Origin of the sequence: Massilia eburnea, from assembly GCF_009720745.1 — a bacterium.
Classification (GTDB): Bacteria; Pseudomonadota; Gammaproteobacteria; order Burkholderiales; family Burkholderiaceae_D; genus Rugamonas; species Rugamonas eburnea.
This window is the reverse complement of the sequence record NZ_WNKX01000022.1, coordinates 52,630-77,349: the sequence shown is the minus strand read 5'-3', so window position 1 is coordinate 77,349 and position 24,720 is coordinate 52,630. Positions and strand designations below refer to the sequence as shown.

Sequence of the window (24,720 nt, the reverse complement as noted above, 5' to 3'; positions counted from 1 at the left end):
AGAAACATGAGCAACACCCAACACGCAACACCCGCCGAACGCGCCGCATGGCTGACGGCGGAACTGAACCGCCACTTGCATGCATACCACGTGCTCGACGCGCCAACCATTCCGGACGCGGAGTACGACAAGCTGTTTGCCGAACTGCAGGCGATCGAGGCGGCCCACCCCGAACTGCAGGCGCCGGATTCGCCGACCCTGCGCGTGGGAGCGCCGCCGCTGGCGGAGTTCGCCTCCGTCACGCACGCGGTGCCGATGCTGTCGCTGAATAACGGCTTCAATGACGAAGACATCGAGAACTTCGACCGCCGGGTGCGCGAAGGCCTGGATACGGTGCAGCTGGTCGAATACGCCACTGAGGCTAAATTCGACGGCCTGGCGATCAACCTGCGCTATGAAAACGGCGTCTTCGTACAGGCCGCCACGCGCGGCGACGGCTACACCGGCGAAGACGTCACCGCCAATATCCGCACCATCAACAGTATTCCCCTGCGCTTGAATTCCGATGCGCCGCCGCCGGTGCTGGAAGTACGCGGCGAAGTATTGATGTTCAAGGCTGATTTCGCCGCCCTGAACGCGCGCCAGCGCGAGCTGGGCCAGAAAGAATTCGTCAACCCGCGCAATGCCGCCGCCGGCGCGCTGCGCCAGCTTGACTCCCGCATCACTGCGCAGCGCAAGCTGAGTTTCTACGCCTACGGCATTGGCGAGCTGACGGGCGCCGAGCTGCCGCCAACGCACAGCGCTTTGCTGGACTGGTACGCCGAACTTGGCCTGCCGGTATGCGCCGAACGCGAAGTGGTGCGTGGCAAGGATGGCTTGCTGGCTTACTACGAGCGTATCGGCAAGGCGCGGCCTTCGCTGCCTTACGATATCGACGGCGTGGTGTACAAGACCAATCGCTTTGAGGACCAGCGTGCGCTGGGCTTCGTGTCGCGCGCGCCGCGTTTCGCGCTGGCGCACAAGTTCCCGGCGGAAGAGGCCCTGACCACGGTGCAGGCCATCGAAGTGCAGGTTGGCCGCACCGGCGCCATTACTCCGGTGGCGCGCCTGACGCCGGTGTTCGTCGGTGGCGTGACCGTCACCAACGCCACGCTCCACAACGAAGACGAAGTGCGGCGCAAGGACGTGCGCGTTGGCGATACTGTCATCGTGCGCCGTGCCGGCGACGTGATCCCGGAAGTGCTGTCGGTGGTGCTGGACAAACGCCCATCGCCCGAGCCGATGATGTGGGCGCTTCCGGCCGAGTGCCCGGTCTGCGGCTCGCACGTGGTACGCGAGGCCGACGAGGCGGTGGCGCGCTGCTCCGGCGGCCTGTTCTGCTCGGCCCAGCGCAAGGAGGCGATCCGCCACTTCTGCGGCCGCCGCATGATGGATATCGAAGGCCTGGGCGACCGTTATATCGACAATCTCGTCGAATGCAACCTGGTGCACGGCGTGGCGGACCTGTTCCGCCTGACGCTGGACGACCTGCTGAAAATGAAGCGCCTGGCCGACGAGCGCGATGGCACCACGCCGGAAACCGTCGCCCAGGGCAAGGTGCCGACCAAGTGGGCCGAAAACCTGCTGGACGCCATCGCAGCCAGCAAGAATCCGCCGCTGGAACGCCTGCTGTTCGCGCTGGGCATCCGCCACGTGGGCGAATCCACCGCCAAGACACTGGCCGATTGGCTGGGCAAGCTGGAATTGATACGCAAGGCGCCAGTGGCGCTGCTGCGCGTACTGCCGGACATCGGCGGCATTGTGGCCGAATCGATTGCCGACTTCTTCGCCGAAGAACGCAACCAGGAAGCGCTGGACGCGCTGCTGGCGGCAGGCGTGGCGCCGAAGGGCGAGCACGCGCCAAAGGCCGGGCTTCGCGAAAAGCTGGAGCCTGTCGCACTGCTGGCCGCCATAGGCATCCCCAAACTGACCGAACCGCGCGCCCGCCAGCTCGCCGAGCAGGTGGACCAGGTCAAGCCGGGCGCCACGCTGCTGGCGCTGGCCCATATGCCGGTATTTAATGTCTTCGGCCTGCCGGCCACCGTGGCGGAAGGGCTGGATGCCTGGATGCGTGAACAGTCCAACCGCGATGCGCTCGTTGCGCTGCATGCGCTGCGCGAGGAATTGCTGGCGCAACTGCCGCAGGTTGCCGAAGCGGAAGGCGCCATGACCGGCAAAACCTTCGTGCTGACCGGCACGTTGCCGACCATGAGCCGGGACCAGGCGCAGGCCATGATCGAAGCGGCTGGCGGCAAGGTTTCCGGCTCCGTATCGAAGAAAACGTCGTACGTGGTCGCCGGCGCGGAAGCTGGCAGCAAGCTGGCCAAGGCCGAGGAGCTGGGTGTTACCATTCTTGACGAAGCGGGCTTGCTCGCATTGCTGGGAGGCTGAGCATGGCTGTTCGTGAAATCCTGAAGATGGGCGACCCAAGGCTGCTGCGGGTAGCGGAGCCGGTGCGCGAGTTCAACACCAAGGAACTGCACGCCCTGATCATCGACATGTTCGACACCATGCACGCCGCCAACGGCGCCGGCCTGGCCGCGCCGCAGATCGGCGTCAACCTGCAACTGGTGATCTACGGCTTCAAATCCAACGCGCGTTATCCCGACGCGCCTCAAGTGCCGGAAACTGTGCTGATCAATCCCGTGCTGACGCCAATCGGCGACGAGATGGAAGAAGCCTTCGAGGGCTGCCTGTCGGTGCCGGGCCTGCGCGGCAGCGTGCCGCGGCACACACGCCTGCATTACGAAGGCTACGACCAGTTCGGCGAGCGCATCGTGCGCGATGCCGATGGATTCCATGCGCGCGTGGTGCAGCATGAGGTGGACCATTTGCTGGGCATCCTTTATCCAGCACGGATTCGCGACTTCTCCAAGTTCGGATTTACCTCAGTGTTGTTCCCCGACCTCGATCCTGGTGACGACGACTGATTTGTTGGCAACGCCGCGAATTCTGGCGTAATATCCCCGCCAATTTGCATCTTATCAACACAACGGATTTCCCAGATGAGCAACACGTCGCACAATAACCCGCTCGAATTCAGCATCCGCGGTATCATCCTCGGCGTCCTGATTACCCTGGTGTTCACCGCTGCGCAGGTCTACCTCGGCCTGAAAGTCGGCCTGACCTTCGCCACCTCGATCCCTGCCGCCGTGATTTCCATGGCCCTGCTCAGCGCATTCAAGGATGCGACGATCCAGGAAAACAATATCGTGCAGACCATCGCTTCGGCGGCGGGCACGCTGGCCTCGGTGATCTTCGTCCTGCCTGGCCTGCTGATGATCGGCTGGTGGGCGAAGATCCCGTTCTGGCCAACGTTTGGCGCCTGCGCCGTGGGCGGCGTACTGGGCGTGATGTACACCATGCCGCTGCGCCGCGCGCTGGTATCGCAATCGGACCTGCCGTATCCTGAAGGCGTGGCGGCGGCGGAAGTGCTGAAAGTCGGCACCCAGTCGCGTTCCGGTGCGCAGGAAGGCAAAGCCGGCCTGTGGGCGGTGATCTGGGGCTCGGTGGCGTCCGCAGTCTTCGCCTTCCTCGGCGCGGCCAAGCTGATCGCCTCTGAAGTGGCGGCATTCGTTCGTGTCGGCAGCGGTTCCACCGGCATGGGTGCTTCCAGCTCGCTGGCGCTGATCGGCGCCGGCCACCTGATGGGTATCAGCGTCGGCATTGCCATGCTGGTCGGCCTCGTCATCGCATGGGGCGTCCTGGTGCCGCTGCTGACCAATATGGACCCGCAGCCTGCCATGAGCGTGGCCGACCACGCCCTGCAAGTGTGGAGCACCAAGGTGCGCATGATGGGCGCCGGCACGATCGGCGCAGCCGCCATCGTCACCCTGGCCACGCTGGGCAAGCCTGTGCTGGGCGGCCTGAAGTCGGCGCTGGAAACTGCGCGCCGCGTGAAAGCTGGCGGCGCCGACGTGCCGCGTGAAGACAAGGACATTCCCGTATTTATCGTCGGCCTGGTGACCCTGCTGGCCATGGCGCCTGCGGGCTGGTTGCTGGCTGCTTTCCTCGAAGGCGGCAAGCTGGCATCGATTTCCACGCCTCTGGTGCTGGTGGGTATTGCGTATATCGCGCTGGCGGGCATGGCAGCCGCCGCGGTCTGCGGCTACATGGCTGGCCTGATTGGTTCCTCGAACTCGCCGGTTTCCGGCATCGCCATCCTGACCATTCTTGGCGCGGCTACTTCGGTTGGCGTGATCGGCCGCCAGATCATGGGGCCGGACACCGCGCAGGCGCTGATCGCTTTCGCCCTGTTCGTCACCACCGTGGTGCTGGCAGTAGCGGTCATCGGCAACGACAACCTGCAGGACCTGAAGACCGGCCAGCTGGTTGGCGCAACGCCTTGGAAGCAGCAGGTTGCCCTGATCATCGGTGTGTTCGCCGGCTCTTGCGTCGTGCCGCCAGTGCTGGAACTGCTGAACCACGCTTACGGCTTCGCCGGCGCGCCGAATGCCAGTGCGATTTCGGCGCAGCCGCTGTCGGCGCCGCAGGCTACGCTGATTTCCACCCTGGCCAAGGGCGTGATCGGCGGCGACCTGAAATGGGACCTGATCGGCTACGGCGCCCTGATCGGCCTGGCCCTGGTGGCGATTGATTTCATGCTCAAACGTTCGAGCGGCAATAAATACAGCTGCGCGCCGCTGGGCGTCGGCCTGGCGATCTACCTGCCGTCCGCTGTGACTTCGCCAGTGGTGGTGGGGGCGATCGCCGGCTACTATTTCGACAAAGCGATGAAGGGCAAGAAGTACGGCGAAGGCGCTTCCCGCCTGGGCGTGCTGATCATGTCGGGCTTCATTGTCGGCGAAAGCCTGTTCAACGTGGCGCTGGCCGGCCTGATCGTCCTGACCAATAATGGCGAGCCTCTGGCCATCGCCAACAGCATGTCCGAAGCGACCACCATGCTGATCGCCCTGGCAGTTGCTGCTGTCGTGGTGGTTGGCCTGTACCGCTGGTCGGCGAATTCGGCGCGCGCAATCGAAGCTTGACCCACGCAGGAGCAATCCTGGAGGAGTGTGACCATGACGCTATCGAGGATGGGGCAGGGCACATGGAATATGGGCGAACGCGCGGCCGACAAAGCGGCCGAAGTGCGCGCCCTGCAACTGGGCCTTGACCTGGGCATGACGGTGATCGACACGGCGGAAATGTATGCCGATGGCGGGGCCGAAAAAGTGGTCGGCGCGGCACTGGCGGGGCGTCGCAGCGAGGCCTACCTTGTCAGCAAGGTGCTGCCGCAGAACGCTTCGCGCAAGGGCGTGGTGGCAGCCTGCGAGAAAAGTTTGAAACGCATGAAGGTCGAGCACATCGACCTCTATCTCCTGCACTGGCGCGGCAGCGTGCCGCTGGCGGAAACGCTTGAGGGCCTGATGGCCCTGAAGCAGGCCGGCAAGATCCACGAATACGGCGTCAGCAACTTCGATCTCTCGGACATGAAGGAAGCCGTCGGCCTGCCCGGCGGCGACGCCATCGAAGCCAACCAGGTGCTCTACAACTTGCGCCGGCGCGGCATTGAATGGGATTTGCTGCCCTGGTGCCAGGAGCGTGGAATGACCCTGATGGCCTATTCACCGTTGGAGTCCAGCCGCAAGGAGCAGGAACGCCTGCTGTCCGAGCCGGCGCTGCTTTCAATCGCTGCGCGCCACCAGGCAACGGCCGCGCAGATTGCGTTGGCCTGGCTGCTGCGCAAGGAAGGCGTTTTGCCAATCCCCAAGGCGGCCAGCGAGGCGCACGTGCGCGCCAATGCAGCGGCGATGACGCTGAGGCTGGGGCAGGAAGACCTGGCTTTGCTGGATAAATCGTTCGCCCCGCCGACGCGCGCGACGCCGCTGGACGTGCTTTAGCGCTGGCCGCCGCGGCCAGTGTTGAGGCGCTCGAGGATGCGCTGCAGCTCATCCTGCATCAGCGGCGACAGGTTCTGGAATTGGCAGCCGATCTGCACCTGCTCGCCGAGCAGGAAAGAGCGGAAATGGCGCGCCAGGCGGATTTCCAGGTCGCAGATCAACACCGAACCCGGGCCCATATCCAGGCGCACGCGCTGCAGCCTGCGGCCAACATGCAGCCCGACCGCGTCGCGCGGCGCGCAGCGCATGCCGACGCCGCCGACGGCGAAGTCATACAGCTGCATTTCGTAAGGCTTGCCGTTCAAGACAAAGGACGCGGTGTGGTAGGTGCCCAGTGGGGTTTCCAGGCGCGGCGCGGCGCGGCGGTTGAGCACCTGGCACCGCTCGGGAAATTGCGCCGGGATCAGCGTCGGCTGCTCGGGCAAGGCGTTCCAGTGCGGATCGTTCAGCTTGAACTGGAACCTGGCGCCGCGCAGCCAGGTCACGAAGGTGCATTCGCCAGGCGGCAGCACCGAGCCTTCATTGAGCTGGATCACGAAGTGCGGCAGCTCAGGGTCGACGGACAACAGGCGCGCCAGCACAACGTCGGCGCTGTCGTGGTGGTAGATGGAAATCGCGTCGCCTGCGTCGGCCAGCGCAGTCAGCGCATCGCCGATTTCATCGGGGTCCACGATGTCATGTGGATTTGCCCCCGCGGGCATCGGTTCCACCGCGTCTTGTGGACGGGGAGGCCCCTTGCGGAGGTCGTTTGGCATTGGATCGTTCACAGCTCAGGTTCTCGTTTTTTAGGAGAAGACGCGGTTACTTTACCGCGTTCCGGCTTTGCCCGCTTGCTAAACGGCAATGAACGCTGCTTTTTTGTTGCGTCGATGCCGACTCAGAAGCGCTCGTCCGGGCTCAGGTAACGCCATTGTCCTTCAGGCAAGTTGCCGAGTTTGACACGGCCAATGCGCACCCGCTTCAAGCCTACCACGCGCAGGCCGACCATTTCGCACATGCGGCGGATCTGGCGTTTCTTGCCTTCGCGCAGAGTGAAGCTGAGCTGGTCGTCGTTCTGCCAGCGCACCTTGGCCGGCAGCAGGGGTTTGCCGTCCATCCACAGGCCATGGTTCAGCTTTTGCAGTTCGCTGTCGGGCAGGCGGCCTGGCTTGGTGTACTCAACGCGCACCAGGTATTCCTTGTCAACGTTGGTGTTTTCGCCAATCAGCTGCTTGGCCACGCGGCCGTCCTGGGTCAGCACCAGCAAGCCGACGGAATCGATGTCCAGGCGGCCGGCTGGCACCAGGCTGCGCAGATGGTTGCGGTCGAAGCGTTCCGGCGAGCGGTCTTCTTCCCAGCGGTTTTCCGGCTTGATCAGGACCACGGCGGGCTGGTAGCCGTCTTCCGCCTGGCCGGACACGTAGCCGACGGGCTTGTTGATCAGGATGGTGACGCGGCGCGCCTGTTCGGCGGCAGCCTGGCGTTCCACAGTGACTTTCTGGCTTGGAGTGACTTTGGTGCCCAGTTCGGACACCACTTTGCCGTCCACGCGCACCCAGCCCTTGGCGATCCATTCATCGGCTTCACGGCGGGAGCACAGGCCCAGTTCGGACATGCGCTTGGAAAGGCGTAACAATTCTTCGGACATCAGATTTTCAGTGCTTCGAGTAAGTCGGTCTCCAGCTGCAGCTGGGTACGGGCATTGGCCAGCGCCGCGCCATCGACGATGAACACGTCTTCCACGCGTTCGCCGAGGGTCATGATCTTGGCCGTATGCAGGTTGATCTTATATTTGGTCAGGACGTTCGCGATCGAATACAGCAGCCCGGTGCGGTCGTTGGCCGCCACCGACAGCAGGTAGTACTGGCCGCGTTCGTCGGGGCGCAGGTCCACCGTCGGCTGGATCGGGAAGGTGCGCGACAGGCGCGACAGGCGTCCCTTGCTTGGCGCGGTCAGCGGACCCTGGGTTGCCAGCAATTCGCCCAGTTCATGCTCGATCAGGTTGATGATGTCGCGGTAGCTCTTGGCGAAATTCTGCTCGGTGACGAGGAAGGTGTCCAGCGCATAGCCATGCTTCGTAGTATGGATCTTCGCATCCAGGATGCTGAAGTTCTTGCGGTCGAAGTAGGAGCAGATGCGCGCGAACAGGTCCGGCTGGTCTTTGATGTAAACCGCCACTTGCAGGCCTTCGCCAATCGGCGCCAGGCGCGCCTTGACCACCGGCTGTTCGCTGTCCAGGCGGTCCCAGAGGGCGCGCGTCTGCCAGGCGATGTCGCTGGCGTCGTGGCGCAGGAAGTAGGCCAGGTCCAGCTGCTTCCACAGTGGCTCGTGGGCATCCGGCGGCAGGCCGTACAGGCGCAGGGTGGCAAGGGCCTCCTGCTGGCGGTTCTTCAGTTCGCGGTCGGCGGAATGCGGCTCGCCGCCCAGCACGCGCAGGGTCATCTTGTACAGGTCTTCCAGCAGCTTGCCTTTCCATGCGTTCCAGACTTTCGGGCTGGTGCCGCGGATGTCGGCCACTGTCAGAAGGTAGAGTGCAGTCAGGTGGCGCTCGTCGCGCACGGTTTTGGCGAAGGCCTGGATCACGTCAGGATCGGACATATCCTGCTTCTGCGCCACGTGCGACATGGTCAGGTGCTGTTCGACCAGGAAGGACACGAGTTCGGTGTCTTCTTCGTTGATGCCGTGCTCCTGGCAGAACTGCTCCACGTCGGCCACCCCCAGCTTGGAGTGGTCGCCGCCGCGGCCCTTGGCGATGTCGTGGAACAGCGCCGCCACATACAGCAGCCACGGTTGCGGGAAGTTCGCCATCAGCTGCGAGCAGAACGGGTATTCGTGCGCATGCTCGGTCATGGTAAATCGTCGCATGTTCCGCAGCACCATCATGATGTGCTGGTCCACCGTGTAGACGTGGAACAGGTCATGCTGCATCTGGCCCGTGATCTTGCGGAAGCTGGGCAGGTAGCGGCCGAGGATGGACAGCTCGTTCATCCGGCGCATGTTGTGGATGATGCCTTGCGGCGCTTGCAGGATGCGCAGGAAGTAAGCCTTGTTGACAGGATCGGCGCGGAATTCGGCGTCGATCTTGAAACGTTCGTGCCACAGCGCGCGCATGGTGCGTGCGGTCATGCCTTTGAGGGCAGGGCGCTCGCACAGCAGCACGAAGATCTCCATGATGGCCGACGGCGTTTTCTCAAACGTATCGTCGTCGTTCATGTCGATCATGCCGTTCACTTCGCTGAAGCGCTCGTTGATGCGCACCGGTTCTTCGTCATGCGGGAACAGGAAGGACTCGATGTTCTGCAGCAGGATGGTGTTCAGCTGCACCACGGTCTTGGCGGCCCAGTAATAGCGCTGCATCAGGTACTCGCTGGCGCGGCGCATGTGGACGCCGGTACCGGTGGCTTTCAGGCCCAGGGTTTCGGCGACGGCGGTCTGCACGTCGAACACCAGGCGGTCTTCGCGGCGGCCGGCCACCAGGTGCAGGCGCACGCGGATGTCCTTGAAGGCGCGTTCCTTTTCCATCAGCTGGCGCGCTTCGGTCTGGGTGATCAGGCCGCGCACGGCCAGGGTGCGCCAGGAATTGGCCAGGCCGGCGGCCTTGGCCATCCACAGGATCACATGCAGGTCGCGCAGGCCGCCCGGGCTTTCCTTCACGTTGGGCTCGAGGCTGAATGGCGTGTCCTCGTACTTGGCGTGGCGCTGGCGCATTTCGATGGTCTTCGCCTCGAAGAAGGCGCGCGGGTCCATAGCCTTGTTGTAAGCATCCTGCATCTGCGCGAACAGCACCATGTTGCCGGTGATGATGCGCGCTTCGAGCAGGCTGGTTTGCACCGTGATGTCGGCCTTCGATTCGGCCAGGCATTCGTCGATGGTGCGGATGCTGTGGCCGACGTCCAGGCCCAGGTCCCACAGCAGCTGGACGAATTCTTCCAGCTTGCCGCGCGTGGCGTCATCCGGCGCCTCGTTCAGCAGGATCAGGAGGTCGACGTCGGAATAGGGAAACAGCTCGCCGCGGCCATAGCCGCCAACCGCCACCAGGGCGGCTTGCGGCGGCAGCCGGTTCGCTGCCCAGGCCTGCGTGAGGACATCGTCCACGGAGCTGCGCAGGTTGCGCAGCAGCTTCTCGGGCATGCCGTCTTCATGGAAGTTGGCAATGATGCGCTGGCGGTCCGACTTGAGCCGGGCCTTCAGCTGTTCCCGGAGATCCTTCTTCATCGCGGCGTGGGGCATGCGGGTATCGTCTGGATTAGGCTGCGGCTTTTTTTTCGGTGACGAAGGCCGGCGGCGGTGGGCTGCCGGCGGACAGGGTGAAAACTTCGTAGCCGGTCTCGGTGACGACCAGCGTGTGCTCCCATTGCGCGGACAGGCTGCGATCCTTGGTCTTGATGGTCCAGCCGTCAGGCATTTCCTTGATTTCGCGGCGGCCGGCATTGATCATCGGCTCGATGGTGAAGACCATGCCCGGCTCCAGCACGGGCCCGGTGCCCGGCTTGCCGTAGTGGAGGATCTGCGGTTCTTCGTGGAAGACTTTGCCGATGCCATGGCCGCAGAACTCGCGCACCACGCTGTAGCCGTTCTTCTCTGCGTGCACCTGGATGGCATGGCCGATATCGCCCAGGGTAGCGCCCGGCTTCACTTGCTCGATGCCCAGCCACATGCACTCGAACGTCACGTCCGACAGGCGCTTGGCCAGGATCGACGGTTTGCCGATGAAGAACATGCGGCTGTTGTCGCCGTGGTAGCCATCCTTGGTGATGACGGTGATGTCCAGGTTGACCACGTCGCCATCCTTCAGGACCTTGTCGCCCGGGATGCCGTGGCAGATCACGTCGTTGACGGAAGTGCAGATGGCTTTAGGGTAGGGCGTATAGCCTGGCGGGCAGTAGTTCAGCGGCGCCGGGACGGTGCCCTGCACATTGGTCATGTACTCGTGGCACAGGCGGTCCAGCTCACCGGTGGTAACGCCGGCTTTGACGAAGGGAGTGATGTAATCGAGCACCTCGGAGCCGAGCCGGCCGGCGATGCGCATGCCTTCGATGTCCGCGGGGGTTTTGATGTTGATAGTCATGGGATCATGCAATTTTGTACAGGGTACGCCACATGAGGGCGTTATCAGCAAGATTATAAACGACAGCCCCCTTGCGCGCCCGGTAGATGCCCTGTGCCGATTTTCGGCGTGACGAAGGCGGATCCGGCCTAAACCGTGGCGTACTGCAGACATCTGACACGCAATTGTCATAATTGCACCGTAGCATCGCTGGACCTTACAACCAGACCCATAAGGAAACCCGATGTCCACCAGCCGCCGCAAATTCCTTGGCATGGCCACCGCTGGCGCCGCCAGCACCTTCTTCCCTGAGCTGATCCGCCAGGCGCTTGCGGTGCCCGCCTATAGCCCCACAGGCACCCTGGCCGACGTGCAGCACGTGGTCATCTTCATGCAGGAAAACCGCGCCTTCGACCATTATTTCGGTACGCTGGGCGGCGTCCGCGGCTTCAACGACCCCCGCGCCATCACGCTGCCGGGCGGGAAGCCGGTCTGGTACCAGCCGAATGGCAGCGGTGGCTACGTGCTGCCTTTCCACTTCGACGCCAGGAACACGAGCGCGCTGTCGCTCGGCACCAACCATAGCTGGAAAGGTTCGCAGACGACCTGGCAGGGCTGGGACGCCTGGGTCAAGCAGAAGACCGCTCAGTGCATGGGCTACTTCGACCGTGGCGACCTGCCGTTCTACTATGCGTTGGCGGACGCCTTCACCATCTGCGACGATTACCATTGCTCGATCTTCGGCGCCACGGACCCGAACCGCATGTATTCGCTGACGGGCACGAACCAGAACTGGCAGGCCTCCATGGGCAGCCTGTATAACGTGGATTCGGCTGGCTACTACAACAACGATCCGCAATACGACAACATCACGCCTTCCGTGACGGCCAGCGCGCCGAACTGGCGCACCTATGCCGAAGTGCTGGAGGCGAACAGCGTGAGCTGGAAGGTCTACCAGGAATGGGATAACTACGGCGACAATTACTTGGCGTATTTCCGCAATTTCCGCGTGAATGCCGACGGCACGCGCCTTTCGCCAAGCAGCCCGCTGTATCAGAAGGGCCGTGTGATCGCGCCCGGCTCCACCGAAGCCAATTCGAAGGGCACCAAGGGCGACTGGCTGGTCGCTTCCTTTGCCGACGACGTGCGTAATAACCGGCTGCCGCAAGTGTCCTGGATCTGCGCGCCCAACGATTACACCGAACACTCGCCGAATTCGCCGAACGCCGGCGAAAACCTGACGGCGCGCTTGCTGGCCGCGCTGGTCGCCAACCCGGATGTCTGGTCGAAGACCGTCTTCCTGCTCACGTATGACGAAAACGACGGCTTCTTCGATCACGTGCCTTCCCACCTGGCGCCGCTGAACACCGGCATGGGCCGCGCCACCATGGCCGATGTCGGCCAGTACGAGAACTACAATGGCGTGCCGGTAGGCCTTGGCCCGCGCGTCCCGATGCTGGTGATTTCGCCGTGGAGCAAAGGCGGCCGCGTATGCTCGCAGCTGTTCGACCATACTTCCAAGCTCCGCTTCCTCGAAGAATGGCTGGTGGCTGGTGCCGGCAAGCAGCGTGCCAGCATCACCTGCGAGAACATCTCGCCCTGGCGCCGCGCTGTGTGCGGCGACCTGACCTCCGCATTCGACTTCAAGACACCGAATGCAACCTGGCCCTCCACGGTTCCCAAGAACACCACCTACCAGCTGGTGTCCGGCAAACCTTATCCGCAACCGCCGGCGGTGCAAAGCCTGCCGGCGCAGGAAGCCGGCAGCCCGCGCTATTCCTGCGCCTTGCCTTATGCTTTCGCCGCTGCGGCGCGTGTGGCCTCCTCCAAGCAGGTGGCGCTGTCGTTCTATAACCAGGGCGCAGCGGGCGGCGCGTTCATCGTCTATTCGCAGGCGCGCAGCGACGGCCCCTGGTACTACACGGTGGAGGCTGGGAAGAAGATTGAAAGCGAAGTGTGGAACTGGAGCACGCCGAACTACCACCTGAACGTCGTAGGGCCGAATGGCTTCCAGCGCGAATTCGCCGGCGTGCTGGCGCTGGCCACGGCGTCAGGTGGCGCGCGTCCGGAAGTCTGGCTCAATGCAAATGCGGCCGAAATGTCGGTGGATGTCGTCCTCTCCAACGTCGATGGCCTGCGTACCGCTACCTTCCGCATCGCCGACAACGCATACGGCCGCGCCGCAAGCACCCACGCTGTCGCCGCCGGCCAGCAGCTGACGGTGAGCGTGGCGACCGGCGCGAATTATGGCTGGTACGACTTGTCGGTGACTTGCGACTTCGACGCGCAATACCTGCGCCGCATGGCTGGACGTGTGGAAAACGGCCTGGCGAGCCGCACCGACCCGGCCTTGAACCGCACGGTGGCCGGCCCGGCGGCGACACTGGCGGCAAGCGCCACGAGCGTGCCGGCCGGTACCCCCATCAGTTTCACCTACACGGTGCCAGCGCCGCAGGTGGGCAGCAAGAACTGGATTGGCATCTACCGCAGCGGCGTGACGCCCGGTTCCACGGCGTCGCTGTCCTGGCAGTATGTCACCAGCGGGGCGGGCAGCGCTTCCTTTGCGACCAACGGACTGGCTGCGGGCAGCTACGCGGCCTGGCTGCTGTACAACGATGGCTACACTGCGCTCACCAGCCCCGTGGCATTTTCGGTGACCTGATGATGGTGCGCGGCTGTGCCGATTTCCGCACCGCACCCTTATAAATTCATCAAGACTTGCACAATCGTGCGTGATTAACTTTCCATTCCTTACAACTAGAAATGGAGAGACCGAAATGCGCTTGAAAGTTGCAACTGCAGCAGTGATGTTGTTGGCCAGCCTGTTTGCGCAGGCTGGTATCCCTTACAAAGATAGTGTGTATGAGTTCAAGCAACCAGGTGGCGAGAAGCTGCGCGTGCACCTGGACGGCAATGACTACTATGCCGAACAGCGCACCGACGATGGCTCCCTGATCGTCTTTGACAGCGCCAAGAAGGGTTTCTGCTATGCCAGGGTGAACGCCACTGGCGACGACCTGGTGTCGACCGGCGTCCTTGCGACCAATGCGCAAAAACGAAGCTTGAGCGCGGGCGACAAGAAGCAGCAAGGCTTAAGCCCGGAAATGCGCGCGAAGAAGGCGAAGGAAAAGTTCGAAAAGATGAATAACCGTTCGCTCGAAAGTGCGCGCAAGTCGGCCGCTATTGCAGCGAGTGCGCCGCAGTCGCTGACGCCGATCACCGGGCAGGTGAAGGGGCTGACCGTCATCATCGATTTCCCGGACGTGCCGGGAACGATTACGCAGGCGCAGGTGAACTCCTTCCTGAACGATGTGCCGTACACGGGATTCGGGAACGCCCAATCGGTGCGCGGGTATTATCAGTCGGTCTCCGGCGGCAAGCTCGATTACACCAATACCTCCACCGTGTATTACCACGCCAAGTACAACAAGGCCTATTACGCAGACAGCAGCCTCGACTCCGGCGTGCGTTCGCAGGAGCTGATCACCGAGGCCTTGAACTGGCTGGAGTATACGCAGGGCTTCAACTTCGCTTCGCTGAGCGTTGACGCCAACAAGCGCATTCGTGGCCTGAACTTCTTCTACGCCGGCGGCGCCGACAGTGCCTGGTCGAAGGGCCTGTGGCCGCATATGGGGTGGCTGAACAACCAGTTCTGCGCCGATGGCGTCTGCACGGGCTATTACCAGATCTCCAATATGGGCACGAGCCTGGCGATCGGCACCTTCTCCCACGAGACCGGGCACCTGATCATGGGTTGGCCGGACCTGTACGACTACGACGGGAGTTCGGAAGGCTCGGTCGCCAGCTACTGCATCATGGGTTTTGGCGCTGTCGGTTCGCAGAGCCAGTTTCGCCCGGTACCGCCGAACGGTTTCTTCCGCTACCTGGCTGGATGGGATACCGTGACCGAGCTGAATCCGGCGCTGAACGCGAGCGCGCCGAAAGGGCGCCTGAGTCACACGTCCGGTTCACATAGCCTGTACCGCTGGACCAACCAGGCCAAGCAGGACGAGGCGTTCTACCTGGAAGCGATTTACAAGGCCGACCAGAACCTGTACCAGCTCGGCTCCGGGCTGGCGGTGTGGCACGTCGACCCGGCCGGGAATAACTCGGACGAGTGGCATCCTTACGTGCAGATGGAGCATGCCGATGGCCGCCGCGATCCGGAGTACAACGTCAATCGCGGCGATGCGACCGACCTGTATGACGGCGCGATCTACAAGGCGTTCTACGATACGGTCCCGAACAACTACGCTTCGCGTGGCACCAACTCGCGCTGGTGGAGCGGCGCAGGCTCCAACTTCGGCCTTGCCAATATCAGCCCGGCGGCGCAGACGATCGCGTTCGATGTGGTGAAGGGCGACGGTACTCCGGGTGGCGATACGTACACTGGCTACCTGTCCGGCACCAATGCCTCGGCCATCCAGCCATCGCCGTATTTCTACTATGGGGGCGGGACAATCAAGGCCAACCTGGCCGGCCCTGCCAGCGGCGCTGATTTTGACCTGAAGCTGGAACAGTGGAATGGCAGTGCGTGGGTGCAGGTGGCCTCGTCGACCAGCCCGACGTCGAACGAGGCGATCACGTATAACGCTGCGGCGGCTTACTACCGCATCACCGTGTACAGCTACAGCGGCGCCGGCAACTATACGCTGACCGTCACCAAATAACCGGCCTAACGTTCCTCGTCAGCTCGCATCTCCGCGAGCTGGCGCTTTATTTCCTCAAGATCAGCCAAGGATGATGTCGAACGTAGATTCTCTATTCTTCACATCAGCGGCCATCCGGTAAGTTCTTTTTCTCGGCTCAATCCGTGCCATGAGAGGTTTTGCCAGGCGCTTGGTCATTTGCACGAAGCAGCAATTCCAGGACGCGCAGTTGACTCTGTATTTCAGCCTGAGTGGTGCCAAAATGGCGCCCGACATCGGACATTGAGAGAATTCCCTGATACAAGGCTGCGTTGAGCGCAGCGATACTAAGTATCGCACTGAGCGTCGCGGTGACGATCGCCCGCTTTATATTCGCCAGAGATGCTTCGAGTCGCGCAAAATCTCTCGTGCGGACGATTTCTCGTTCTTCAGCGCGGGCCGTATAGGCTTCGACGGTGGCTCGGAACTCGGCAAGTTTTGCATCGGAGCGCGCTTCGGCGATCGCGGCGCTCGAATCGACATACTGTCTGGTAGCGGGATCCATAATTTCATCTTCGGCGGACAGGGGAGTGATGTCAACCAAGCTCATGAGGGCATCTCTTCGTGTCCCCTCATTTTGGCGACTGTCCCCCGCCGGCGTTTAGAGCAGGATCAAGCTTTCTCTTTGCTTTCCGCTAAGTGGTGCGCCACCAGGGCATTGGCATGGCCGTGCCCCATGCCGTGGTCGGTCTTCAGTAGCGACACCATGTCCATGTGCTTCATGCCTTGCATGCCCTTGAGTAGCTTGAGCCAATACTCGACTGGCTTGCCGTACTTGGCCTCGATGGAAGGGAAATATGACGACGGGGAACCCATTGCTGCCTCATTACTGTTCGACGAGCAGAGCCAGCAGGGCGAGCGACTGCTGCCAGCCCAGGTAGCACTGTTCGGCCGGGATCACGGCTGGCACGCCTTCCTGAACGATGTCGACATCCGTACCGCAGGAAACTGCCCGCAGCACGATGGTGGTCAGCATCTGCCCCGGCAGGTTCGGGTCGTCGAACACGGCGGTGTAGCGGATCTTCTCTCCAGGATGCAGTTCCAGGTATTCACCGCCGAAGGAATGGGTGAAACCGGTACCCAAGTATGTGAAGGACATGCGGTACTTGCCGCCCACGCGGGCATCCATTTCATGCACTTCGCCCAGGTAGCCATTCGGCGGCAGCCACTTGTTGAATGCCGCGGCGGTGGTCCATGCCTTGTAAATACGTTCCGGGGAAGCGCGCAGCACACGGTGCAGTTTGATGGTGTTGGTAGCCATGTCAGTTGTCTCCATGTTTGGGTGGGTTGGTATTGGCACGACGCGTTGGCGCCGCTGAAATCGACAACATTCTCAAAATAATCCGGAAATCTTTGTATTTATTATCAAGTTTGCACTAAAATGCCGCCCGGCGCACTCTGTGAAAGGGTGTAACCCGCTTGCCTGAGTCCCCTCGGATGCGCTAAAATCTATGGTTGCCTGACCTAGCGTCTTGCAATAGCAGCAAATTTTCTTATTTTATAAACCCGAATCCCCCCAACAAGGGTGCCCGCAAGGGTCACTGGGTGGATTCCAGACCAAACCCTGGAGTAAATAATGTCTGTAACGATGCGTGAAATGCTGGAAGCCGGCGTCCACTTCGGTCACCAAACCCGTTTCTGGAACCCAAAGATGGCTCCGTTCATCTTCGGCCACCGCAACAAGATTCACATCATCAACCTGGAAAAGACCCTGGCCATGTACCAGGACGCGATGAAAACCATCCGTCAAATCTCCGCTTCCCGTGGCACCATCCTGATGGTTGGCACCAAGCGCCAAGCTCGCGACATCATCGCTGCTGAAGCTCAGCGCGCCGGTGTTCCATTTGTTGACCAGCGTTGGCTGGGCGGCATGCTGACCAACTTCAAGACCATCAAGACCTCGATCAAGCGCCTGAAAGACATGGAAGCTTCGATCGAAGACGGTTCCGTTGAAAAGCTGACCAAGAAAGACGCTCTGCTGTTCCGTCGCGAACTGGAAAAGCTGCAGAAGTCGATCGGCGGTATCAAGGATATGGGCGGTGTTCCTGACGCAATCTTCGTGGTTGACGTTGGTTACCACAAAGGCGCGATCACCGAAGCCGCTAAGCTGGGCATCCCAGTGATCGGCGTGGTCGATACCAACCACTCCCCAGAAGGCGTGACCCACGTCATCCCTGGTAACGACGACTCCTCCAAAGCGATCACCCTGTACGCCCGCGGCGTTGCAGACGCGATCCTGGAAGGTCGTGCAAACGCTACCACTGAAGTCCTGGAATCCATCAAGACTGCAGCTGGCGACGAGTTCGTAGAAGTTAACGAGCAGGCTTAATTGCCTGGCCGCCGCAAGGCGGCTTCAGCTTGAGAAAGGGGTGGCCCACCAGCTCCCCCTTTTTTTTAAACAGAATCCCCCGGATGAGCAGGCTGCCCAAGGCGCCGCCCCGGATGAACCAAATACAGGAGAAACACATGGCAGCAATTACTGCAGCAATGGTAGGTGAACTGCGCGCTAAGACCGACGCGCCAATGATGGAATGCAAAAAAGCGCTGACCGAAGCGGCTGGCGACATGGACAAAGCGGAAGAGCTGCTGCGCGTTAAGCTGGGCGGTAAGGCTGCCAAGGCTTCCGCACGTATCACCGCTGAAGGCGTGGTTGCTTCCCACATCGCTGGCAACATCGGCGCCCTGGTTGAAGTGAACTCCGAGACCGACTTCGTTGCCAAGAACGACGACTTCCTGGCCCTGGCTGCCCTGGCTGCCAAGCTGGCTGCTGAAAACAACCCGGCTGACGTTGCTGCCCTGCTGGCCCTGCCAGCTGGCAACGGCCAGACCCTGGAAGAAGTGCGCGCTGCCCTGGTTGGCAAAATCGGCGAAAACATGTCGATCCGTCGCTTCCAGCGTTTTGAAACCACCGGCAAGCTGGCTTCCTACCTGCACGGCACCAAGATTGGCGTGATCGTCGAGTTCGACGGCGCCGACGAGCAAGTCGGTAAAGACGTGGCCATGCACATCGCTGCAATGAAGCCGGTCGCTCTGTCCTCCGAGCAAGTTCCTGCTGACCTGATCGCTAAAGAGCGTTCGGTTGCCCAGGCCAAGTCGGATGAAGACGCTGCTGCCGCTGTTGCCGCTGGCAAGCCAGCCCAGCCAGCCGACATCGTTGCCAAGCGTATCGATGGCGCCGTTGCCAAGTACCTGAAAGAAGTGTCGCTGATGAACCAGGCTTTCGTGAAGAACGACAAGCAGACCATCGAGCAGATGCTGAAAGCCGCTAACACCACCGTTAAGGGCTTCACCATGTACGTGGTTGGCGAAGGCATTGAGAAGAAAGTTGACGATTTCGCGGCGGAAGTCGCAGCCCAAATGGCTGCCTCCAAAGGCGCTTAATCAAGAGAACGGGCCGAAAGGCCCGTTTTTTTAAGCCTGCTGCTTGCCAAACCCGGTAAATCCGGGTCAGACCCAAGGGTCTGACCCATCCACTGCAAGCGGTGCTGACAGGGTCTGACCCTTGGGTCCGACCCCGGTTTACCGGGTTGGAGGGTTGTTAAGCCTTTTTTAAGGCTTTCAATCTGGAATTAAACGGCGGACAATGGCATTTCCGTTATCATTGCCGCCGAAGCCACACCGAACAAAACATTTAAAAGGAGCCCCAGCTCATGTCAAAACCAGCCTTCAAGCGCGTCCTCCTGAAATTGTCCGGCGAAGCCCTGATGGGCGATGACCCGTACGGCATCAACCGCGGCACTATCGAACGCATGGTGGCCGACGTCGCCGAAGTCGCAAAGCTGGGCGTTGAACTGGCGGTCGTCATTGGCGGCGGCAACATCTTCCGTGGCGTGGCGCCTGGCGCCCAGGGCATGGACCGCGCCACCGCCGACTACATGGGCATGCTGGCTACCGTCATGAATGCGCTGGCCCTGGCCGACGCCATGAAGCACGTGGGCGTGACCGCACGCGTGATGTCGGCCATCGGCATCGAGCAGGTGGTCGAGCCGTATGTGCGCCCGAAAGCCCTGCAGTACCTGGAAGAAGGCAAGGTTGTGATCTTCGCCGCCGGCACCGGCAACCCATTCTTCACCACCGATACCGCAGCGGCACTGCGCGGTTCGGAAATGAGCGCGGAAATCGTGCTGAAGGCCACCAAGGTCGACGGCGTCTACACCGCCGATCCGAAGAAGGACCCGAATGCGACCATGTACCAGAAGATCAGCTTCGACGACGCCATCGCCAAGCACCTGCAAGTGATGGACGCCACCGCGTTCGCACTGTGCCGCGACCAGAAGCTGCCGATCAAAGTATTCTCCATTACCAAGCCTGGCGCGTTGATGAACGTGATTATGGGCGCGGAAGAGGGTACACTGGTTCACGTTTAAAATAATTCAAGTAAAGTAACAGGAGAGTAGGAATGTCTACTGCTGACATTAAAAAGAACGCCCAGGACAAAATGGGCAAATCCCTGGAAACCCTGAAGGCCGACCTGGCCAAAGTGCGTACCGGCCGTGCCCACGTGGGCATCCTGGACCACGTGATGGTGGATTACTACGGCAACCCGACCCCGATCAACCAGGTGGCCAACCTGACCCTGGTCGATGCCCGCACCATCGGTGTAGCTCCGTTTGAAAAGAAAATGGGCGCCGTGATCGAGAAAGCGATCCGCGATTCCGACCTGGGCCTGAACCCGGCTTCCCAGGGCGACCTGATTCGCGTGCCGACCCCGCCGCTGAACGAAGAGCGCCGTAAAGAGATGGTCAAGCTGTGCAAGGGCGAGGGCGAAGACGCCAAGGTCGCCATTCGCAACATCCGTCGCGATGCCAACGAAGGCTTGAAGAAGCTGGTGAAGGACAAGGCTATTTCGGAAGATGAAGAGCGCCGTGCAGTAGACGAGATCCAGAAGCTGACCGACAAGTTCATCGCCGACATCGACAAGACCGTCGCCGAAAAAGAGAAAGAAGTCCTGACCGTTTAAGGTCCAGAAACCGGGGAGGGGTGCTGGCTCTTGCCTGCGCCTTCCCCGGATTTTCAGTTTACGTACCTATGAAATATTCGAGTTCGACAACCGCGGTCCCTGATGCGCCCAAGGTGCCTCGCCATGTGGCCATCATCATGGACGGCAACGGGCGCTGGGCCACCAAGCGCTTCATGCCGCGCGTGGCTGGCCACGTCAAGGGCGTGGACGCCGTGCGTACCGTGGTCGAAGCCTGTATCGAGCGCGGCATCGAATACCTGACCGTGTTCGCCTTCAGTTCCGAGAACTGGCGCCGGCCGGAAGAGGAAGTCTCGCTGCTGATGAAGCTTTTCGTGACCGCCCTGGAGCGCGAAGTGGCGAAGATGCACGCCAATAATATCCGCCTGAAGGTGGTGGGCGACTTGTCGCGCTTTGGCGATAAGCTGCAGGAAATGATCGCCAATGCCGAACGCAAGACGGCCAACAACACCCGCCTGACGGTCACCGTGTGCGCCAACTATGGCGGACGCTGGGATATCATGCAGGCGATCGGCAAGATGGTGGCCGAGCATCCGGGCGCGACCGACTTCTCCGAGGAGCAACTGGCGCCCTACCTGTCGATGGCTTATGCGCCCGAGCCGGACCTGTTCATCCGTACCGGCGGCGAAGAGCGCATTTCCAATTTCCTGCTGTGGCAACTGGCATATACGGAGCTGTATTTCACCGATACCTACTGGCCCGATTTCAATGCAGAGCGCCTGGACGAGGCGATTGCCTCCTACCAGGGCCGCGAACGCCGCTTTGGCCGCACCGGCGACCAACTGGCCAACAAGAGCTAAATAACGATGCTGAAAACCCGCGTGATTACCGCTGTCCTGCTGCTGGCGGTACTGTTGCCCGTCCTGTTCTCCGGCTACCTGCCGGCGGTGCAGGTGGTCGTGGCTTTGTTCTTCGGCGCTGCCGTCTGGGAAGCCTTCCGCCTGTTCAAGAACCGCCTCGCGGTCGTCGCGGCCCTGGCCTGGACGGCCGCTTTCGCCTACACCTTCATCTTCACCAATGGCCTGGACCATGCCCAGTTCTGGCTGGCCATTGGCGCGGCGATCTGGCTGATCCGCTTCGCGCCTGCCCTGAAACTGGGCCTGCCACCGGCTGAAGGCACGGGCAACACGATGCTCAGCATGGTGTACGCGGCGACCCTGGTGTCCTGTTTCGTCGCCATGCTGCTGCTGTTTGCGCGCGGGCCGGTTTACCTGCTGTCCGTGATGGCGGTGGTGTGGGCGGCCGACATCTTCGCCTATTTCTCCGGCAAGGCCTTCGGCAAGCGCAAGCTGGCGCCGACCATTTCGCCCGGCAAATCGTGGGAAGGCGCGGTTGGCGGCATGGTTTCCGTGCTGCTGCTGGCTGCCGTGACTGTGCTGCTGGCGCCATCTGTACCGCTGCTGCAGGACACGTTTGCGGTGCGCCTGGTTGATCACCTGGGCTGGGGCGTCGCGCTGGCCGTGCTGGTGCTGATCGTCGCCGCCTCGGTCGTGGGCGACCTGTTTGAATCGATGCTCAAGCGCCGCGCCGGCATGAAGGACAGCAGCAACCTGCTGCCCGGCCACGGCGGCGTGCTTGACCGTATCGACGCGCTGGTGCCGGTGCTGCCCATCGCTGCGTTGATTACCCCAAGGCTGTTCTAAGGAATTCCATGCAACGCATTACTATCCTCGGCGCCACCGGTTCCATTGGCGTATCCACGCTGGACGTCATTGCGCGTCACCCGGACCGCTATTCCGTCTATGCGCTGACGGCCCATAGCCGGGTCGAGGAGCTGGCCGCACAGTGTATCCAGTTCCATCCGGCCCGCGCCGTGGTGGGCAGCGCCGCTGCCGCCGACCAGCTGGGCGCCTTGCTGCGCGCCGCCGGCTGCAAGACGGAAGTGGAGTGGGGCGAAGCTGCGCTGTGCAGCGTGTCGTGCGCATCCGGAACCGATGCCGTGATGGCCGCCATCGTCGGCGCCGCAGGCCTGGCGCCGACCCTGGCTGCCGCCCGCGCCGGCAAGAAGGTCATGCTGGCCAATAAGGAAGCGCTGGTGATGTCCGGCCAGCTGTTCATGGATGCCGTGGCCGGCAGCGGCGCTGCGCTGCTGCCGATCGACTCCGAGCACAACGCCATCTTCCAGTGCCTGCCTGCAGGCTATGGCCGCGTGCCGGCTGCCGCTGGCGTGACCAAGATCCTGCTGACCGCTTCCGGCGGCCCATTCCTGAAGCGCGATGTGGCGACCCTGGAGAACGTGACCCCGGACGAGGCCTGCAAGCATCCGAAATGGGTCATGGGCCGCAAGATTTCGGTCGATTCCGCGACCATGATGAACAAGGGCCTGGAAGTGATCGAGGCGCACTGGCTGTTCGGCGCTCCAGCGCAGCAGATCGAAGTGGTGATCCACCCGCAATCGGTGATTCATTCCATGGTGTCCTACAACGACGGCTCCGTGCTGGCGGAACTGGGCAACCCGGACATGCGCACCCCGATCGCGCACGCCCTGGCTTATCCGGAGCGCGTCGCATCCGGCGTGGCCCAGCTGGACCTGACCCAGGTCGGCACCCTGCAATTCGAAAAGCCGGACTTCGAGCGCTTCCCCTGCCTGGCGCTGGCCTATCAAGCCCTGCGCGCCGGCGGTACCGCCCCGGCCCTGCTGAACGCAGCCAACGAGGTGGCGGTGCAAGCCTTCCTCGAACAGCGTATCGGCTTCCGCCGCATCGACCGCGTCATCGCGCAGGTCATGGACGAACTGCCGCATGGCGCGGCCAGCAGCATCGAGGCCGTGATGGCGCAGGATGCGCTGGCGCGGGCCGCAGCGGAACGGATTATCGCCGGGTAGCGCCATGGATCTCCTGCGCACCATCCTCGCCACGATCGCCTGCCTCGGCACCCTGATCGTCATTCACGAGCTGGGGCACTACCTGGTGGCGCGCTGGTGCGGCGTCAAAGTGCTGCGCTTCTCGGTCGGCATGGGCCGCATCGTCTGGATGCGCAAATTCGGCCCTGACCAGACGGAATGGGCCATATCCGCCATCCCCCTGGGCGGCTACGTCAAGATGCTGGATGCCCGCGAGAGCGACTTGAGCGGCGCCACGCCGGAAGACCTCCAGCGCGAATTCACCCGCCAGAGCGTCTGGAAACGCATCGCCATCGTGGCAGCCGGCCCGCTGGCCAACTTCCTGCTCGCCATCGTCCTGTATGCTGGCCTGTACATGGCCGGCGTGCGCGAGCCGACCGCCCGCATCGCCGAGCCGGCGACGGCGACCGCCGCCGCCACGGCAGGCCTGCAGCGCGGCGACCTCGTGAAATCCATCAACGGCGATCCGGTGCAGGGCTGGTCCGAGCTGCGCTGGGCCATCATCCAGTCCGCCATCCACCGCGAAGCCATGGCCCTGGTGCTCGAACGCCCCGGCTACGGCGAGGTGCGCGCCACGCTGCCGGCGGAAGCGGCAGCCCATGTCAGCCTGGAAGACGATGTGCCGGCGGCCATGGGCCTGGACCTGATGCGCCCGCCGCCCATGATCGGCCGCATGGAGGAGGGCGGCGCCGCCCGCCGCGCCGGCATGCTCAAAGGGGACGTGATCCTGGCCGTGGATGGCCTGCAGATCCACGATGCACGCGCGTTTGTGGCCGAAGTGCTGCGTTCGCCGGGCCGCAAACTGGCGGTCACCGTGCTGCGCGACGGCCGCCAGCAGCAGCTGGAATTGACGCCGGACCCGGTCGAGGACAAGGCCGCCAACAGCAAGGGCCTTGTAACAGTCGGTAAGATCAAGGCCGAACTGGTGGGCTCCATTGATACGATGATCGTGCATTACGGTCCGCTGGATGCTGCGGGCAAGGCAGTGCGCCAGGTGAAGGAAATCTGTTCGATGACCTTCAAGATCCTGGGCCGCATGATTGTGGGCGAAGTCTCGCTGAAGAATATTACCGGGCCGCTGACCATTGCAGAATATGCCGGGGAAACCGCCAAAATGGGCGCCGAATCATTTATCGGCTTCGTGGCCTTTATCAGCGTGAGCCTTGGACTAATGAATTTGCTGCCAATTCCTGTTCTGGATGGGGGGCATTTGCTGTATTATTCGCTGGAAGTTTTGACAGGGCGCCCCATTTCCGAGCGCTTTGCCGAAATGGCGCAGCGGATTGGATTGGGTTTGCTGGTGTCCTTAATGGCGCTGGCGATATTTAACGACCTGGCCCGGAAGCTTTAATTTTTTTCGATTT

Annotated in this window: 21 protein-coding genes; 14 read left to right on the top strand and 7 right to left on the bottom strand. The window is 62.2% G+C overall.

All coding sequences use genetic code 11. The features are described from left to right. Positions 1-6 precede the first annotated feature (6 nt). The 4 genes from ligA to GM658_RS22960 all read left to right on the top strand — a co-directional run bounded on the left by ligA (position 7) and on the right by GM658_RS22960 (position 5,822). Positions 7-2,370 carry an NAD-dependent DNA ligase LigA gene (gene ligA / locus GM658_RS22975; protein WP_155456390.1) on the top strand — a complete coding sequence of 788 codons (2,364 nt, stop codon included), beginning with the start codon at positions 7-9 and terminating at the stop codon, positions 2,368-2,370. A 2-nt stretch (positions 2,371-2,372) separates the two neighbouring features. Further along, positions 2,373-2,909, top strand: coding sequence for a peptide deformylase (gene def, locus GM658_RS22970; protein WP_155456389.1), 537 nt, complete (start codon positions 2,373-2,375; stop codon positions 2,907-2,909). Positions 2,910-2,984: 75 nt separating this feature from the next. Further along, a complete protein-coding gene (locus tag GM658_RS22965) occupies positions 2,985-4,967 on the top strand; it encodes an OPT family oligopeptide transporter (protein ID WP_155456388.1) in 1,983 nt (660 codons plus the stop codon). Between the two features lie 33 nt (positions 4,968-5,000). After that, positions 5,001-5,822: an aldo/keto reductase gene (locus GM658_RS22960; RefSeq protein WP_155456387.1), complete on the top strand. Its 822-nt coding sequence runs from the start codon at positions 5,001-5,003 to the stop codon at positions 5,820-5,822. On the opposite strand, the gene GM658_RS22955 is transcribed toward GM658_RS22960, so the two are convergent. From GM658_RS22955 to map, 4 genes are all read right to left on the bottom strand, one after another. Then, positions 5,819-6,577 carry a flagellar brake protein gene (locus GM658_RS22955; RefSeq protein ID WP_211841916.1) on the bottom strand — a complete coding sequence of 253 codons (759 nt, stop codon included), beginning with the start codon at positions 6,575-6,577 and terminating at the stop codon, positions 5,819-5,821. The two genes, GM658_RS22960 and GM658_RS22955, sit on opposite strands and share 4 nt — an antisense overlap. A 122-nt stretch (positions 6,578-6,699) precedes the next feature. Then, positions 6,700-7,449 (bottom strand): pseudouridine synthase, encoded by a 750-nt coding sequence (locus tag GM658_RS22950; RefSeq protein WP_211841915.1) that lies wholly within the window; start codon positions 7,447-7,449, stop codon positions 6,700-6,702. After that, positions 7,449-10,016: a [protein-PII] uridylyltransferase gene (locus GM658_RS22945; RefSeq protein WP_155456404.1), complete on the bottom strand. Its 2,568-nt coding sequence runs from the start codon at positions 10,014-10,016 to the stop codon at positions 7,449-7,451. The genes GM658_RS22950 and GM658_RS22945 overlap by 1 nt, the downstream gene beginning before the upstream one ends. Before the next feature lie 31 nt (positions 10,017-10,047). Beyond that, positions 10,048-10,869: a type I methionyl aminopeptidase gene (gene map / locus GM658_RS22940; protein WP_155456386.1), complete on the bottom strand. Its 822-nt coding sequence runs from the start codon at positions 10,867-10,869 to the stop codon at positions 10,048-10,050. A gap of 223 nt (positions 10,870-11,092) precedes the next feature. Between map and GM658_RS22935 the strand changes: the two genes are divergently transcribed. Further along, a complete protein-coding gene (locus GM658_RS22935; RefSeq protein ID WP_155456385.1) occupies positions 11,093-13,510 on the top strand; it encodes a phosphocholine-specific phospholipase C in 2,418 nt (805 codons plus the stop codon). Between the two features lie 115 nt (positions 13,511-13,625). Beyond that, positions 13,626-15,518: a M6 family metalloprotease domain-containing protein gene (locus GM658_RS22930; protein ID WP_155456384.1), complete on the top strand. Its 1,893-nt coding sequence runs from the start codon at positions 13,626-13,628 to the stop codon at positions 15,516-15,518. Positions 15,519-15,654: 136 nt separating this feature from the next. On the opposite strand, the gene GM658_RS22925 is transcribed toward GM658_RS22930, so the two are convergent. The 3 genes from GM658_RS22925 to GM658_RS22915 form a co-directional block, all read right to left on the bottom strand. Further along, a complete protein-coding gene (locus GM658_RS22925) occupies positions 15,655-16,086 on the bottom strand; it encodes a hypothetical protein (protein ID WP_155456383.1) in 432 nt (143 codons plus the stop codon). A 62-nt stretch (positions 16,087-16,148) separates the two neighbouring features. Continuing rightward, a complete protein-coding gene (locus GM658_RS22920; RefSeq protein WP_155456382.1) occupies positions 16,149-16,352 on the bottom strand; it encodes a DUF4287 domain-containing protein in 204 nt (67 codons plus the stop codon). Positions 16,353-16,362: 10 nt separating this feature from the next. Further along, complete coding sequence (locus GM658_RS22915) at positions 16,363-16,797, bottom strand: SRPBCC family protein (protein WP_155456381.1); 435 nt, start codon at positions 16,795-16,797, stop codon at positions 16,363-16,365. 315 nt (positions 16,798-17,112) lie between these two features. On the opposite strand from GM658_RS22915, the gene rpsB reads away from it, so the two are divergent. The 8 genes from rpsB to rseP all read left to right on the top strand — a co-directional run bounded on the left by rpsB (position 17,113) and on the right by rseP (position 24,707). Further along, positions 17,113-17,865 (top strand): 30S ribosomal protein S2, encoded by a 753-nt coding sequence (gene rpsB, locus GM658_RS22910; RefSeq protein ID WP_130312122.1) that lies wholly within the window; start codon positions 17,113-17,115, stop codon positions 17,863-17,865. 137 nt (positions 17,866-18,002) lie between these two features. Next, complete coding sequence (tsf, locus tag GM658_RS22905; protein ID WP_155456380.1) at positions 18,003-18,917, top strand: translation elongation factor Ts; 915 nt, start codon at positions 18,003-18,005, stop codon at positions 18,915-18,917. A gap of 269 nt (positions 18,918-19,186) precedes the next feature. Further along, complete coding sequence (gene pyrH, locus GM658_RS22900; RefSeq protein ID WP_155456379.1) at positions 19,187-19,903, top strand: UMP kinase; 717 nt, start codon at positions 19,187-19,189, stop codon at positions 19,901-19,903. 32 nt (positions 19,904-19,935) lie between these two features. Continuing rightward, positions 19,936-20,496 carry a ribosome recycling factor gene (gene frr, locus GM658_RS22895; protein ID WP_155456378.1) on the top strand — a complete coding sequence of 187 codons (561 nt, stop codon included), beginning with the start codon at positions 19,936-19,938 and terminating at the stop codon, positions 20,494-20,496. A 68-nt stretch (positions 20,497-20,564) separates the two neighbouring features. After that, complete coding sequence (gene uppS / locus GM658_RS22890) at positions 20,565-21,314, top strand: polyprenyl diphosphate synthase (RefSeq protein WP_155456377.1); 750 nt, start codon at positions 20,565-20,567, stop codon at positions 21,312-21,314. A 6-nt stretch (positions 21,315-21,320) separates the two neighbouring features. After that, positions 21,321-22,157: a phosphatidate cytidylyltransferase gene (locus GM658_RS22885; RefSeq protein WP_155456376.1), complete on the top strand. Its 837-nt coding sequence runs from the start codon at positions 21,321-21,323 to the stop codon at positions 22,155-22,157. An 8-nt stretch (positions 22,158-22,165) separates the two neighbouring features. After that, the gene (gene ispC, locus GM658_RS22880; protein ID WP_155456375.1) at positions 22,166-23,338 is read left to right on the top strand and encodes a 1-deoxy-D-xylulose-5-phosphate reductoisomerase; all 1,173 of its coding nucleotides are present in this window, start codon (positions 22,166-22,168) and stop codon (positions 23,336-23,338) included. A 4-nt stretch (positions 23,339-23,342) separates the two neighbouring features. Further along, the gene (gene rseP, locus GM658_RS22875) at positions 23,343-24,707 is read left to right on the top strand and encodes an RIP metalloprotease RseP (protein WP_155456374.1); all 1,365 of its coding nucleotides are present in this window, start codon (positions 23,343-23,345) and stop codon (positions 24,705-24,707) included. Positions 24,708-24,720 lie beyond the last annotated feature (13 nt).